This is a genomic window from Mycobacterium sp. NGS24 (assembly GCF_059813065.1).
Genome location: NZ_JCALDW010000022.1, coordinates 69,002 through 81,681, shown reverse-complemented (window position 1 = coordinate 81,681; position 12,680 = coordinate 69,002). Strand labels below are relative to the sequence as shown.

Genomic DNA, 12,680 nt, shown 5'->3' with positions numbered 1-12,680 from the left:
GTGCAGGGGCAGGCCGTTGCCGTCGAACAGCGCCAGCCAGGGCCTCGAGTGGGCGGCGAACTTCAGGACATCGGCGATCGGCAGCAGCGTGCCGCCGGCGGTCAGCCCGTGGCCGGTGCCCTTCTCCAGATCAGTCAGACTCACCGTGATCACGACATTCGCGGGCAGGCCGTTGATGGTCCCCGTCGCTCTGGTGAGCATCCGCTTGCACAACGCCAGCAGCGCATCGTGGTTGCGCTTACCCGCGGTGCGGGTGTCATTCCGCTTCTGCTCTTCGGTGGGTTCACCCTCGAGGCAGGGATTCTCGTCAGCCGGGTTGCACATCCCCGGGGCGGCGTTGCGCTGCATCAACGGCTCTAAGGTGGCCCACGCTTCCGGGGTCAACAAGCCTTCGAAGGGGCGCATCCCGTCGGGGCGTTGCTTGCCGACCCGGATGTAGGCCAGGGCTTGACGGTCCTCATCGGAGAGCTCGCCGTCCTGGTTGAGCAGATAGAGCATGTGCGCTGCGGCTATCCGGAACTCGGCGGGCCCGAGTTCGCAGGCATGCTGGGCCAACTGGGCCTCGACATTCTCCCGGGTCTGAAAGTCCACGAACCCGGGCAGCTCACGGAAGAACCACCGCAGATGCTTGATGTGCTCGGCGCCGATCAACCCCTGGGCCTGACCGCGGGCGAACATCGGCATCGAGGGCGTCAACGGCTCGCCGGTCAGCGAGGTCCGCGGCCCCAACGACGCCGCCTCATCCAACCGGCGGTGCGCCTCAGCGGTGGAGATCCGCAGCCGCTGTACCAGTACGGCGGCGTAACTCTTGGCGCCCAGGGATATCGGTGAGCTTTGGGAGGTGATCCGCTGATACACGCGGTGATCGAGCACTGGCTGCGCCCGGACCACCGCTTCGCGGCGCTGCTGCACGTCGAGTAACTCGGCATCGGTGAACGCGTCGATCGACAGCCGATTCATCTGCGCGGTCAAGGTTTCGATCTGCGCGAGGGCAGCCAGCATCGCCTCCCGATCGGCAATAGCTGACGTTCCCATGACTCGAACAATAGTGCGACCCACCGACAAGACTCAGCGCGGTGAGGCGTCAGATACTGAAGTGAAACACGGGTTTTCGCACATCGTCGAGACTGCACCCAGCGTGAGCGTCAGCCGAGCTTTATCACGCTGTGCGCAGTGTCAACGCTCGTTCACTCGACGATGCTCAGCGCCCCAGAGGGGCAGAGCTGCACGGCTTTCCGCGCGTTGTCCTGCTCGGCTGGGGGCACGTCGTCGACCAGCAGTACCACGATGCCGTCGTCGTCCTGATCAAAGACCGCCTCGCTGTTCATCACACAGACCCCGGCGCCGATGCAGACGTCGCGGTCGGCGCGCACCCTCACCAGGCCACCTGCAGCGACTGCAGCCCATAGATGAAGTGGAAGGACCGGAACGCCACGTCGTCGAAGGGTTCGTCGAGCCGCAGCGTCGGGAAGCGTTGCAGCAGAGCCGGAAACGCGATCTTCATCTCCATCCGGGCCAGCGGTGCGCCCAGGCAGTGATGGACGCCGTGGCCGAACGCCAGATGTCCCATCGCGCCGCGGCGGACGTCGAATACCTCCGGGTTGTCGATGAAGCTCGGGTCGCGGTTGCCCGACGGTAGTGAGACGACCACCAGCTGGTGCGCGGGAATCTGCACCCCGGCGATCTCCACCTCGTTGGTGGTGATGCGGGGGATGCCCGAATGCACGATCGACAGCCAGCGCAGCAGCTCCTCCACCGCCGGGCCCACGGCATCGGGGTCGTTGCGCACCAGGGCCAGCTGATCCGGGTGCTGCAGCAACGCCAGGGTGCCGAGGCCGAGCATGTTGGAGGTGGTCTCGTGACCGGCCACCAGTAGCAGGCTGCAGATGCCCACCAGCTCGTCGTCGGTGAGCTCGGATCCATGCTCGCGCACCAGCATTCCGAGCATGTCGTCACCGGGGGAGCGACGTGCGCCGGCCACCAGCGCCTGCATGTAGGCACGCCCGGCGCGCTGCAGCTCGAAGCGTTCCTCGATCGGGATCGACAGGTCGAGCTGCCGGCTGGTGCGGTGCTGGAAATCGTCGCGGTCGTCATACGGCACGCCCAGCAACTCGCAGATCACCAGTGACGGGATGGGCAATGCGAAGTCGGTGACGAGATCACTTGGTGGACCTGCCTTTTCCATGGCGTCCAGATGCTGGGTCACGATCTCGGTGATCCGCGGCTCCAGGCGCTTCATCCGGCGGCCGGTGAACTCGCCGGTGAGCATGCGGCGCAACCGGGTGTGCCTGGGTGGGTCCAGGCCCAGCAGGTTGCCGGACTGGGCGGCGCGTTGTTCTTCCTCGGACACCTCGGGTGCCCCGGGTACGACGAACCCTGGCGGGCGCTCATTGGAGAACCGCTCCGGATCGGAGAGCACCGTCTTGATGTCGTCGTGGCGGGTCACCAGGTACACCGGCATGCCGAAGGCGTTGATGACGGTGCGCACCCCCTCGGTCTCGCGGATCTCGCCGAGGGTGGGGATGGGGTCGAAGTCGACACGCTGCATGTGCAGCGGAGGTGAGGCAGGTGCCTGGGTCATGGTGTCGACGGTACACGCGAGGCTGTTGGGTCCGCGTTGGGAAAGCGTCGATCAGGCCGTTGACCAGGGCGGGATCGCCAAGAAGCCGCTAACTCACCAGCCCCCCACCCAGCCGTCGAAAATGGCGTCCGGCTCGTTTTCGGGCTGCTCGGAGCGGCCGACCAGAAAGTCGAAATCGCACCCCCGGTCGGCCTGCAGGACACGGTCGACGTACATGGCCGCGTAGCCACGACGCTGTCGATGGCGCGGGGGTGGCGCCTGGCGGGTGGCCAGTTCGTCGTCGGGAACCAGTAGGTCCAGCGTGCCGGCGTGGGCGTTCAGCGCGATGATGTCGCCGTCGCGGACCAGGCCCAGCGGACCGCCCGCGGCCGACTCGGGGCTGACGTGCAGAACACACGTGCCGTAGGCGGTTCCGCTCATCCGGGCATCGGAGATCCGCACCATGTCGGTGACGCCCTGGCGCAGCAGCTTGCTGGGGATGGGCAGCTGGCCCCACTCAGGCATGCCGGGGGCACCGCGCGGGCCGGCATTACGCAGCACCAGCACGGAATCCGCGGTGACGTCCAGGTCGGGGTCGTCGAAGCGGGCCATCATGTCGCGCATGTCGTCGAACACCACGGCGGGCCCCTGGTGCACCAGCAGGGCAGGGGTGGCCGCGCTGCACTTGATCACTGCGCCGGTGGGCGCCAGGTTGCCGCGCACCACGGCCAGGCCCTGCGGCGGCTGGAACGGGGCATCGATGGTGGCGATGACGTCTGCGGCGGTGGAGATGCCGGAGGGCAGGTTGTCGGCGACGGTCTTGCCGCTGACGGTCAGCGCGTCTGTGTGCAGCAGGGTCTCGATTGACTTCATCACCGCGGGGATGCCGCCGGCGTGGAACACCTGCTCCACCAGGTGCTCTCCGGCGGGCCGCACGTTCACCATCAGCGGTGTGCGCGCGGACAATTCGTGGAACCTGTCCAGGGTCAGCGGCACCCCGGCGCGGCCGGCGATGGCCAGCAGGTGCACGATCGCGTTGGTGGATCCGCCGACCGCCAGCATCAGAGTGATGGCGTTGTCGAAGGCCTCGGCGGTGAGCACGTGCGAGGGCCGCACTCCCTCGGCGGCCAGGCCCACCGCACGCGCACCCACCTCTTCGGCCACCTGCAACCGCCGCGAGTCCATGGCGGGCACCGCGGCGGCGCCGGGCAGTGTCATGCCCAGCCCCTCCACGATCGTGGCCATGGTGGAGGCCGTGCCCATCTCCGGGCAGTGCCCGCGGGACGGGCCGGCCGCGGCCTCGAGACGCTCGTAGTCGGCCATCGACATCCGGCCCGCCCGCACATCGTCGATGTACTGCCACACCTAGAAGTCGTCGACGGTCAACGAGCGCGGCATCAGCCACAGGGTGTCGGGGTCGCCGTCGATGAGGTGCGCGCCGACCATCTGCGGCCACGGCCACGGCAAAAATGGGAAGAACACCAGCTTGTCCTCGACGCTGTTGGCGCGGTCCAGACGCGGTTCGGCGATCGCCACCGCGGCCGTCATCACGGGCCGCAGAAGAATGTGTGTGCGCAGCAGCTCGAACCGCGTGCCGGGGCAATCCTGGGCCTGGTCCTTCCGGGTCGCCACGGTCGCGCCGCGCGACACCCAGTCCTGCCACCGCCGCGTCAACGACGCGATCGACTCCGCTGGGAAGTAGAACAGCAGCTCGGGTGTGGACAGCGCGGCGCCGGCCATGTCAGACCACCGGCCGTGTGCCCGACCCCGCTTCGGAGTTCTTTTGAATGTCGCTCAGTCGGCGGCGGTAGCCGTCGATCCTGCGGGCGACCTCGACTGCGTGACGCAGCTGCTCGCCGACGTCATCGCAGGACTGCAGGAACCCGGTGAAGCCAGCGACGGTGCGGTCCACCGCCGCCAGGTAGAACGCGATCGCCTCGCGCAAGCTCGCCCGGTCCGCGTCGCACTTACGTTGGGAAACTGCGAGAGCCTGAATCTCATCGAAAACCGTTGTCGCCGAATCGTACTCAGTCCCGTCGCCGACATCAGGCAACGCGGCCATCGCCGCGGCAGCGCGATCTACGTCATCGCCAGCGTCGAGAACATCCAGCCACGCGTTGATCCGGATCATCCGCTCACCCCACTGGCGCATGGCGACGAGCTGATCCGACGACAGGACCACGTTCACCGCCTGGAGGTAACCGCGAGCTGCCATGTCGACTACGCGCAGCGGGCCGTCACTGGTGACCTCGGGCACGTCATAGGTCTCGGCCATGGGCGGAAACGGCGTCTGCTGCAAACCTTTGAGATATGACCGGATCGCGTTCACGTCGGCGTCGCCCGCTCTATGCCGTGTTGGCGGCGGCGGGATGCAGCGGCGCCCCCGCCAACCGGGAGGCGTACAACAGATCCGCACAGCCATCGACCGAATCGAAATCGCGCAGGCACATCACGACCTCAGCGGCACGCGCCGTCGCCAACAGCCGGGCCGGCGGCTCCGCTCCGCCCTGACCGGCATTCTTCATCGCCGTCTGGTAGGCGATCAACGACATGAAACGTTGCTTCGCAACGTCGGCCCACAACGCGTCGCTGATGGGCTTGCGCTGCTCGAAAAGGTCGATGACCTGATCGGTGGCGCGCCCGCTCATCTGCGTCACACTGGCCGCCATCTGCGAATGCCGCGCCGCCACCTTCAACCGGTCCTGTTCGGTGAACCTGTTGACGACACTCCATTCCCACGGCATCGCGACCGCGCAGCGATGCGCCATCGACGGATCCGCGATTCCCTTGCTGGCCTGGACCTCTCGGGGATTCACACTGACCGGCCGCGCTCCCACTGCGCCGGCCCAGTCGATGACTTGATCCATCGGCAGCGTCGAAGCGACCGCCAACACCCGCGCGCCCGGCGCGGCCTGCTCACGCGCCTCGGCCTGCCGAACGATGGTCTCCAGCGGATTGGCGCCGCCCGCCTCCGCCGATTCGCTCCACAGCTTGTGCCCGACGATCGGGTCGGTGACCGCCAAGCGGACGTCCTGCGGGATCCGCACACCCAGCGGGATGTAGCTCGCGCCCTCACTGGTGGCCAGCCACGCTGAGATGGTGCCGCCACGCTCCCAGATCAGCGACGCCGCGTACTGGATGTCGACGTAGCCGCTGCCCATCGTCTGCGCGACCAGCGAGGTGATCACGTCCCGGCCGGCGTCCATCGCCTGATCGAAGATGACATCTCCGGTGGCACCGTCCGCGCCGATCCCACGAATGGACGGCCCCTGCACCGCCACCGGCGCCAACGAAGCCCCAGCAGAGGCCGCAGACGGCGCTGCGGCGCTACTGAGCGGTGCCGCGCCAGCGGCCGGCGACGTCGGCGTCGGAGCGGCAGCAGCGGGAGGAGCGCCGGTCACCGGGCTCACCGGACCAGGACCGCCCGCGGCCGCAGCCGGCGGCGGCATCATCCCCATCGGCGGCGCAGCAGCACTCACCGGACCACCCACAGACGCCGGCGTGGTCGTCGCCGCAGGACCCGCCGGCGCTTGCGCGGCGGCCTGCGCCACGTTGTGCGCCACGTTGGTGCCGATGTTCGTCGCGGCACTGACCGCATTGGTCGCCGTATTCACCGCCCCAGAAGCCATCCGCGCCGACGACTCAGCCAACCCGGAACCCAAGCTGGCCAGCCCCGATGCGCGCCCTGCCGCGTTGGCAGCATTGGCCGCCCCAGCCCCGTTCGCCGCCCCGGCCCCGTTCGCGCCGTTGGCATTCGCTAGCTGACTCGACTGCGCCGCACTCGCAGGATTGCTCGCCGCGCTCGATGACGCCGGCGACGACGACGCCGGCGACGAGCTGCCCGAGGACGCCGGCTTCATCATCTGTCCGAGCACAGACGCCGGATTACTACTGCCCCCACCAGAACTCGGCGACGAAGGCGTCGATGGCGTGGACGGTGTGGAAGGCGTCGAGGGCTTCGATACTTCGGTGGGGTCAGCTTTGTCGGGCTGCTTAAAAGCTGTCTGCTGAATGTTTCTGTCGGCCGCAGTCTGTGATTCGGATTTCGGCGCCTGTTGCTCCGGTGTGGCCTGCTTCGGATCAAGCGCGTTCCCAGTTAGATAGTCGACCTGGCGCACGCTGCCGTTCGTGTCCTGAGGCAGTCCTGGAGCAGGAGCAGCCGGCGCGCTGATCCCAGGGAGACCTGGCATGCCGCCCGCCTCGGGCAGTAGGTGATTAGCGAAGGGGGCGGCCCATTGAGAGATGTCGGTCGACAGAGCAGTCACCGTGGAGGCGCCCTGCCCGTCACGTGCTATGGCATTTGACTTAGCTATGGAAACAATCTTGGCGATGCTCGTCTGTAGTTGCGCCTCGATGGCGGCGATCGCAGCAGGAGCAATTAGCGGGGTGCTTTGTAGTGCAACGGCTTTGGCCTTTTCCGCGCTGTCGCGGGAAGTTTGGATGTCCTCCTCGGCCTGGTTCACGATCTCGACAAGATCCTGTTTGGTCGACTGCAGCTCATTCGCCGCCCAGTGGGCCTTCTTCGAGATATGGCGGTACGCCTCGATCCGATTCTGCAATGCGGTCTCGCGGCCTGCGGCGAGGTTGCGCGCCGCGTCGATGAACGCGCCGTCCATCGGGGCTAGAATCTGCTTGATGTCCATCTGGACATCGAGTTCCTTGAATAGCGTGTTTGCGGCCTGCGAGAACGCCATGGCGTAACCCGACCAAGACATGACACTCGACGCTGGCCACGACCCGGCCAGAATTTCAGCCGAGTGCTCCGTCATCGGCATCATGACCTCACCGAAAGCCAAGGCGCTGAATCCTTTCGGCTATGCCAGACGGACGCACAATGCGCCGGTCAGCTGAGTCGACTCGTTTGCCATCGTGACGGCGTTTCCAGTAATCGGATCACTTGTCCGGATTGCCTCACCAAGGACCCGAAGGGTGCGAACGCTTGTTCGTGCAGCTTCGGATAAGACAGGTGTGGCGCCCGGTGCGATACTTCCGTCGAGTGCCGCACTAGCCTGCGTATAAAGATCTGCCGCCCTGCGAATAGAGCTGGCCCACTGTGGATTCGACGTCGCAGCCGGATCTCCGACCTTTACATCAGGCGGCAGCACACTGAGGGCGTCTTGCGCAGACCTGATGAGATTGCCTGCCTGAACCCACCCGTCTTGGCATGTTTGACGGTCGGCCTCTGCGGTCGGCAAAGGCGCGGGCGCGGCAGGGGTTGGTGCTGCAACGGTGACCGTGACTGGTGAGCTGGTGACCGGGGCGTCTGACGGACCTGTATCCCGTGCGCTGAGGGTGATTGAGGCCGCGGCGACGCTGGCGATTGTCGCAGCGATGGCGCCGGCAGCCACAAGCACGGGCCAGCGCCGACCACGGGCTGGCCTCGCTGGGGGCGGCCCAGGCGGCTGATGAGGCGGCCAACCCGGAACGGGCGGTGGAGGTGGCGGAGGAAACGCCGTGTCCACACCAAAATGGTTCTGACTCATCGGCACAACCAATCAACAGCCTTCTGGCTCGCTTGGAAGACCGCAATCGCGTTGCCTGTGGCCGGGTCGAACGACTTGTAAGACTCGGAGAGAGCCCTCAGCGAGCTGACGGTGGTGTCCGCCACGGCCGCCAGCGTCGGGCTAGTACCCGGAGCCGTTTGAGCCGCGAAGGTTTCGGCGGCCTGGCCGAAGAGATCGCCGGCGCGCGTGAAAGCAGCTTTGTACACCGGGTTGTTCGGCGTGGCTGGGTCGTTGAAATCTACGCCGGGGGGCACGGCTGCAGCGCCGGCGGTGACGAGGGTGTCCGTTGTCTGCCATGCCCGGCAGGTTTGGGCGTCGGCCTGGGCGGCGGGCAGTGGCGCGGGAGCTGGTGGCGGCGCGGCAGTTTCGGTGACTGTGGAGGGTGCCGATGTGGCGGTGGTTGCAGCTTCGGGGGTGGTGACGGCGAAGGTGATCAGGGTGGTGACGAGGCCGCCGACGATGGCCGCGCCAGCTGCTGTGGCTGCGACTGCGGGCCAGCGTCGACGTGGGGGCTGCGGAGCCGGTGGGTACGGCTGCGGCGGCCACGTCTGGTAGGCCGGTGGCGGCGCGACTGACATCCTGTACTCCCTGGTCCGGTATCGACTTCTGTATCTAGATTGGCGCGACTCCGCCGGATACGCCAGCGCCGGGTCCTGCTCCCCCGCTGGCGCCACCCTGCGGCCACACGGGCTGCGGGGAGCCCCACTCGTCCAGCTCCCACTCACCGTCGTCCAGGCCCCATGGCCCGTTCTCGGGCATTGAGGGGCTGTAGCTCGCGGGTTGAACACCGTCTGCCGGCGCGATCGGGTTGATCTGCGGCATCGGGTACTCGCTCTGGGGTACCGACTCCATCTCCGTAGCGCCCTGAACGTCCTGCTGCTGAAGAACGGGGGGCGACTCCGTGAGCGCCGCGGACTGCTTAGTGGCCCACGTGCTGTCGAGGGTGTCGACGTTGGACCGCAGCAGCTCGCTCTGCGCGCTCACTGCGGCCAGTGCTGCGTCGAGCTGCGACATCGCCGCGGGAGGGGGTGGCGGGATTGCACCGATGACGCTTGCGGCCAGCGTCTGCCCGGCTTTGCCGGCCGCAGAGTGCAGCTGGTCGGTCTCGATGTCGAGCTTCGTTTTCGCGCCCATAGGTGCATTGTCCCAGCATCCGCAGACATTGGAAACAGCAATTGGCTGCTTAGCTGGGTGGCGGCATTCGACGTAGAGGTAGCCGCGCTGGTACCGAATAGTCGTACGGGTTAGGTACGATAATTGCGTACTTGTCCGAGTGAAAGGCTGGGTGGATGTCTATCAGCGCAAGCGAAGCACGTCAGCGGCTGTTTCCGCTGTTGGAGCAGGTGAATACCGACCATGAGCCTGTCCGGATTACGTCCAAGGGCGGTGACGCGGTGTTGATGTCGGCGGACGACTACGACTCGTGGCAGGAGACCGTCTACCTGCTGCGATCTCCTGAGAACGCACGGCGGCTGATGGAGGCCGTAGCCCGAGACAAAAGGTCCCGTTCTCCCGAGTCGGTGGATCACGCGACGACGATCGAGGAACTCGAGGAGATGTCCGGCGGCCAGGCGTGAGAAGCATCCATTTTGACCCCGACGGATGGGACGACTTCCTGTACTGGCTGGCCACCGATCGGAAAACGGCGCGCAGGATCACCAGGCTGATCGCTGAGATTCAACGAGATCCGTTCAGCGGCATCGGGAAGCCGGAACCGTTGAAGGGCGACCTCTCCGGGTACTGGTCGCGGCGCATCGACGACGAACACCGCCTGGTGTACCGAGCCGACGCTGATGAGGTGAAGATCCTCAAAGCCCGGTACCACTACTGAAATTCGTCTCGAATGTCATGTGCGAGGTAGTCGCGGTCAGTTGTCCAGTCGGGATCGGCAGGACCAGTGAAGACCACGGCGACGTCGCTCCATCGTCGCCAGCTGTGAGTGCGCACTATGGCGGGGACGAGCTTGGCGATAGGCCGCCCGGCGACGGTGATGACGATCTCTTCGCCCGCCTCGGCGCGGCCCGCCAGTTCGTCGGCGCGCTCTCGTAGCTCGCGCAGTCCCACCTCGCCCATAGTCTCCACCATGGCATCCGGCCCGCCGGCTGGTCATTCGTTGTGGAGGCAAGCGGCGGTGCAATAGCCCGCGGCCAGCACGGGATCCACAAGGGGTTGGCCGCAGCGGCGGCAGTTGGATCGGTGTCGGCAGGCGCAGGTTGAAGGCCAGGGGCGGTGGCAGCCGGCGCATTCAAGGGGTAGCGGATCCTCGATGTAGAGCGGTGTCGCCGGCGGCCGCCCGGTCACGCGGCGTCCACGCCGAAGACGCGGCTGCCGATCCAGGTGAGCCGATCGGAGGGGATGTCGCCCGGTACGCGGATCTCCGGGTAGTCGGGTCGCCCTGGGGTGTGTTCGATGTCGGTGAGGTCGGCTTCCCACAGATCCCAGACGGGGTGCTCCACGGCGAACCCGCCACCTTCGAGTGCTCCCCCGGACAGCCACCACGCCTGGGCCGCTGTCGGCGCCAGACTGATCCAAGGGTTGCGGTGGTCGTCTTCGACGCCGTTGACGCTCGGGGCGGCTCCGATGACCAATCCGCGCGTCCGGATGGAGGTGCGCCGTGTGCTCGGCGACCAGTGGTAGGCGACTGCCATGTTCCGCACTGTAGGTGCCGGGCGAGACACCACCCGTGGTTCACCGGCGCGGTTCCGGGTGCATCCGGCGCAGTTGGTTCGCGGTTCCGGCGCAGAGTCCAGTGGTGCGCCCTAGTTGGTGGCGCAGTTGGCGCACCATCTGGTGCAGTTCTCTGACCTGCGGCGCGCCAGTGGTGCACCGCGCCAGAAGGGGTGGCCGTGATCTAGCCGTGATGCACGGTGCATCACCGGGGGCGGCGGCTCATCACGTCGTCAGCGTCGATCACCAGGGGCAGTGGCGAGGTCTGGATTCGCTTCAACACGTCGGGGTTGGTGTCGACGGCGCCGTCCACGTTCTCGACGTCTGCGCCGGCATCGAACATGAGCCGGGTTATCCCCTGGGCAAGATCCTCATCCGTGATGTTGGGCCAGTGCCGCTTGAACGGCAGGGGCCACGGCTTGCCGCAGCTGTCGACGAAGAACGCCACGCCGGCAGCGAGGTAGGCCTGGCGCAGGACGCCGCGCGCCGGGGCCGATACCCCGCAGGTCACGATGACGATTTCGCCGCAGCCCACGATCCAGCAGTCGGGCCATTCGGCGTCGGTGAAGTAGCCGGTGGGTGAGAGGTGGTCGTCGGGGCCGAGTTCGGCCGGGAGCATGGACAGCGCCAGTTGAAAGCCGATCTCATCGCGGCGCGCCGTGCTCACCGGCCGCAGCCGGGTCAGCCATTCCTGGATCATCCAGTGCTCGCGGTTGGACGGCTTGATGACGTAGGCGGAATGGGCGATGGGGTAGCCGCCGGCGACGGCGGCGGCGCGGGCAGCGATGAGCGGGTTGGGGATCTGCTGGTGCAGGAACAGTGCAGCTTCGCCGGCGGTCCGCGGCCGTGGCCGCTCCGGGTCGACGGCGGCGAACGCCGCGTGGGTAAGGCCGGGGAACGACTCGAAACGGTCTCTGCCCGAGTTGAATTCGCCGCACAAGTCGGTTTCGAGTTCACGGATCATCCGCGCCACGGTGTGGCGCAGGCCGGTGGAGCTGTCCGGGGTGAGGACGTCGAGCAGGGCTGCGGGGTCGCGTTCGGCGACGGCGGGAGTGATCGCCAGCGGGTCGTCGCCGGGCCGCCAGGACAGCATCGCGTCGCGCTCTCGCAGTCCTTTGGGCCACCACGGGATGTCGGTGCGTAGCAGGTTGGCGGCATCAGCCCATACGCCGCGTTCGACGCCGGAGGTGTTCGGGTCGCCGCCGAGCACCAGGCTGCGGCCGTCAATGATCCAGACCGCTGGCTGGGTGCGGCGGTGGCCGCGGCGCCCATCGGGGCCGTTGGCTGGGATGACGAGGGCGCTGGCCCAGGACAGCTGGGTGAACAGGCTGCGGGCAGCCTCAGCGGTGTCGGCGCCAGGGCAGTCGCGGACCGGGTATCCGATCGCGACGTGACCGCGGCCGTCGGGAGGATCCCAGGCGTGGATGACGAACTCCTGCCCGCCGGCGATCTCGATCGAGGTGGTGAAGATCAGGCGTGCCGGCCAAGCGGGTGCGGTCGGGTGAGGGAACAGTCGGGGCACGACAGCCGTGGGATCGCAGTACTCGGGGTGCTCGAAGATGTAGGTGTAGAGGTCGGCGAAGCTCCAGCGGGCTTCAACGTGCCGGCTGGGTGGATAGGTCTGCAGGAAGCTGGGCAGGATGCGCAGCAGCCTGTTGCTGATGGTGAGCATCTCCCCGAGTTCTTCCGCGGCGAGGGTGCGCCGGTACCAGTGGGAGTGCGCCATCCACACGTCCGGGGACACGGCCGGGTTCATCGACTTTCCCTTCGCGGCAGCGGACTTGATGTTGCATCGGAGTATCTCACCGCCGCGGGACAGGAAACCGGGTCGAGCGCGTCGAATTCGGTGACTTTCCCTCATGATGGAGCCGGACCGGCGCACCGGCAGGTTCTTTCGTCACGTGACATCCGGCTGAATCAAAATCGGTTGGCAAAAATACGTAACTCCA

At 66.9% G+C, this 12,680-nt stretch carries 16 protein-coding genes; 4 read left to right on the top strand and 12 right to left on the bottom strand.

All coding sequences use genetic code 11. The annotated features are described in order from the left end of the window. The 7 genes from AC5Y6Y_RS22565 to AC5Y6Y_RS22535 form a co-directional block, all read right to left on the bottom strand. Positions 1-1,035, bottom strand: a 1,035-nt coding sequence (locus AC5Y6Y_RS22565) for a DUF222 domain-containing protein (protein ID WP_499930438.1), incomplete at its 3' end; no start/stop codon positions are given. A gap of 152 nt (positions 1,036-1,187) precedes the next feature. After that, positions 1,188-1,379: a ferredoxin gene (locus AC5Y6Y_RS22560; RefSeq protein ID WP_024450559.1), complete on the bottom strand. Its 192-nt coding sequence runs from the start codon at positions 1,377-1,379 to the stop codon at positions 1,188-1,190. Then, the gene (locus AC5Y6Y_RS22555; RefSeq protein ID WP_024450560.1) at positions 1,376-2,581 is read right to left on the bottom strand and encodes a cytochrome P450; all 1,206 of its coding nucleotides are present in this window, start codon (positions 2,579-2,581) and stop codon (positions 1,376-1,378) included. Before AC5Y6Y_RS22555 ends, AC5Y6Y_RS22560 begins: the two co-directional genes overlap by 4 nt. A 93-nt stretch (positions 2,582-2,674) precedes the next feature. After that, on the bottom strand, positions 2,675-3,925 hold the full coding sequence (locus AC5Y6Y_RS22550) for a dihydroxy-acid dehydratase (protein WP_068004080.1): 1,251 nt from the start codon (positions 3,923-3,925) through the stop codon (positions 2,675-2,677). After that, on the bottom strand, positions 3,926-4,300 hold the full coding sequence (locus AC5Y6Y_RS22545) for a hypothetical protein (RefSeq protein WP_068004083.1): 375 nt from the start codon (positions 4,298-4,300) through the stop codon (positions 3,926-3,928). It abuts the gene before it with no gap. A 1-nt stretch (position 4,301) separates the two neighbouring features. Continuing rightward, a complete protein-coding gene (locus AC5Y6Y_RS22540; protein ID WP_068004084.1) occupies positions 4,302-4,889 on the bottom strand; it encodes a hypothetical protein in 588 nt (195 codons plus the stop codon). A 16-nt stretch (positions 4,890-4,905) separates the two neighbouring features. Next, on the bottom strand, positions 4,906-5,841 hold the full coding sequence (locus tag AC5Y6Y_RS22535; RefSeq protein ID WP_499930434.1) for a hypothetical protein: 936 nt from the start codon (positions 5,839-5,841) through the stop codon (positions 4,906-4,908). Between AC5Y6Y_RS22535 and AC5Y6Y_RS22530 the strand changes: the two genes are divergently transcribed. Further along, positions 5,819-6,325 carry a hypothetical protein gene (locus tag AC5Y6Y_RS22530; RefSeq protein WP_499930432.1) on the top strand — a complete coding sequence of 169 codons (507 nt, stop codon included), beginning with the start codon at positions 5,819-5,821 and terminating at the stop codon, positions 6,323-6,325. The two genes, AC5Y6Y_RS22535 and AC5Y6Y_RS22530, sit on opposite strands and share 23 nt — an antisense overlap. Positions 6,326-6,349: 24 nt before the next feature. Continuing rightward, the gene (locus tag AC5Y6Y_RS22525) at positions 6,350-6,571 is read left to right on the top strand and encodes a hypothetical protein (RefSeq protein WP_499930430.1); all 222 of its coding nucleotides are present in this window, start codon (positions 6,350-6,352) and stop codon (positions 6,569-6,571) included. A 1,468-nt stretch (positions 6,572-8,039) separates the two neighbouring features. Here AC5Y6Y_RS22525 and AC5Y6Y_RS22520 read toward each other — a convergent pair. Further along, the gene (locus AC5Y6Y_RS22520; protein WP_068004086.1) at positions 8,040-8,642 is read right to left on the bottom strand and encodes a hypothetical protein; all 603 of its coding nucleotides are present in this window, start codon (positions 8,640-8,642) and stop codon (positions 8,040-8,042) included. Between the two features lie 34 nt (positions 8,643-8,676). Then, a complete protein-coding gene (locus AC5Y6Y_RS22515) occupies positions 8,677-9,198 on the bottom strand; it encodes a hypothetical protein (protein ID WP_499930428.1) in 522 nt (173 codons plus the stop codon). Between the two features lie 155 nt (positions 9,199-9,353). Here AC5Y6Y_RS22515 and AC5Y6Y_RS22510 point away from each other — a divergent pair, with 155 nt between their 5' ends. Further along, on the top strand, positions 9,354-9,641 hold the full coding sequence (locus AC5Y6Y_RS22510) for a type II toxin-antitoxin system Phd/YefM family antitoxin (RefSeq protein ID WP_499930426.1): 288 nt from the start codon (positions 9,354-9,356) through the stop codon (positions 9,639-9,641). Continuing rightward, positions 9,638-9,895, top strand: coding sequence for a Txe/YoeB family addiction module toxin (locus tag AC5Y6Y_RS22505; RefSeq protein ID WP_499930424.1), 258 nt, complete (start codon positions 9,638-9,640; stop codon positions 9,893-9,895). The genes AC5Y6Y_RS22510 and AC5Y6Y_RS22505 overlap by 4 nt, the downstream gene beginning before the upstream one ends. Here the strand turns inward: AC5Y6Y_RS22505 and AC5Y6Y_RS22500 are convergent. From AC5Y6Y_RS22500 to AC5Y6Y_RS22490, 3 genes are all read right to left on the bottom strand, one after another. Then, positions 9,889-10,137, bottom strand: coding sequence for a type II toxin-antitoxin system Phd/YefM family antitoxin (locus tag AC5Y6Y_RS22500; RefSeq protein WP_499930422.1), 249 nt, complete (start codon positions 10,135-10,137; stop codon positions 9,889-9,891). The genes AC5Y6Y_RS22505 and AC5Y6Y_RS22500 overlap by 7 nt on opposite strands. A gap of 224 nt (positions 10,138-10,361) precedes the next feature. Continuing rightward, positions 10,362-10,712: a hypothetical protein gene (locus AC5Y6Y_RS22495; protein WP_499930420.1), complete on the bottom strand. Its 351-nt coding sequence runs from the start codon at positions 10,710-10,712 to the stop codon at positions 10,362-10,364. Between the two features lie 224 nt (positions 10,713-10,936). Further along, positions 10,937-12,487: a hypothetical protein gene (locus tag AC5Y6Y_RS22490; protein ID WP_499930418.1), complete on the bottom strand. Its 1,551-nt coding sequence runs from the start codon at positions 12,485-12,487 to the stop codon at positions 10,937-10,939. Positions 12,488-12,680 lie beyond the last annotated feature (193 nt).

Bases quoted from the DNA above. Each gene is read 5' to 3' on its own strand.
- AC5Y6Y_RS22555 (WP_024450560.1), bottom strand. From the start codon at position 2,581: ATGACCCAGGCACCTGCCTCACCTCCGCTGCACATGCAGCGTGTCGAC.
- AC5Y6Y_RS22545 (WP_068004083.1), bottom strand. From the start codon at position 4,300: ATGGCCGGCGCCGCGCTGTCCACACCCGAGCTGCTGTTCTACTTCCCA.
- AC5Y6Y_RS22530 (WP_499930432.1), top strand. From the start codon at position 5,819: ATGGACGGCCCCTGCACCGCCACCGGCGCCAACGAAGCCCCAGCAGAG.
- AC5Y6Y_RS22520 (WP_068004086.1), bottom strand. From the start codon at position 8,642: ATGTCAGTCGCGCCGCCACCGGCCTACCAGACGTGGCCGCCGCAGCCG.
- AC5Y6Y_RS22515 (WP_499930428.1), bottom strand. From the start codon at position 9,198: ATGGGCGCGAAAACGAAGCTCGACATCGAGACCGACCAGCTGCACTCT.
- AC5Y6Y_RS22510 (WP_499930426.1), top strand. From the start codon at position 9,354: ATGTCTATCAGCGCAAGCGAAGCACGTCAGCGGCTGTTTCCGCTGTTG.
- AC5Y6Y_RS22500 (WP_499930422.1), bottom strand. From the start codon at position 10,137: ATGGGCGAGGTGGGACTGCGCGAGCTACGAGAGCGCGCCGACGAACTG.
- AC5Y6Y_RS22495 (WP_499930420.1), bottom strand. From the start codon at position 10,712: ATGGCAGTCGCCTACCACTGGTCGCCGAGCACACGGCGCACCTCCATC.
- AC5Y6Y_RS22490 (WP_499930418.1), bottom strand. From the start codon at position 12,487: ATGAACCCGGCCGTGTCCCCGGACGTGTGGATGGCGCACTCCCACTGG.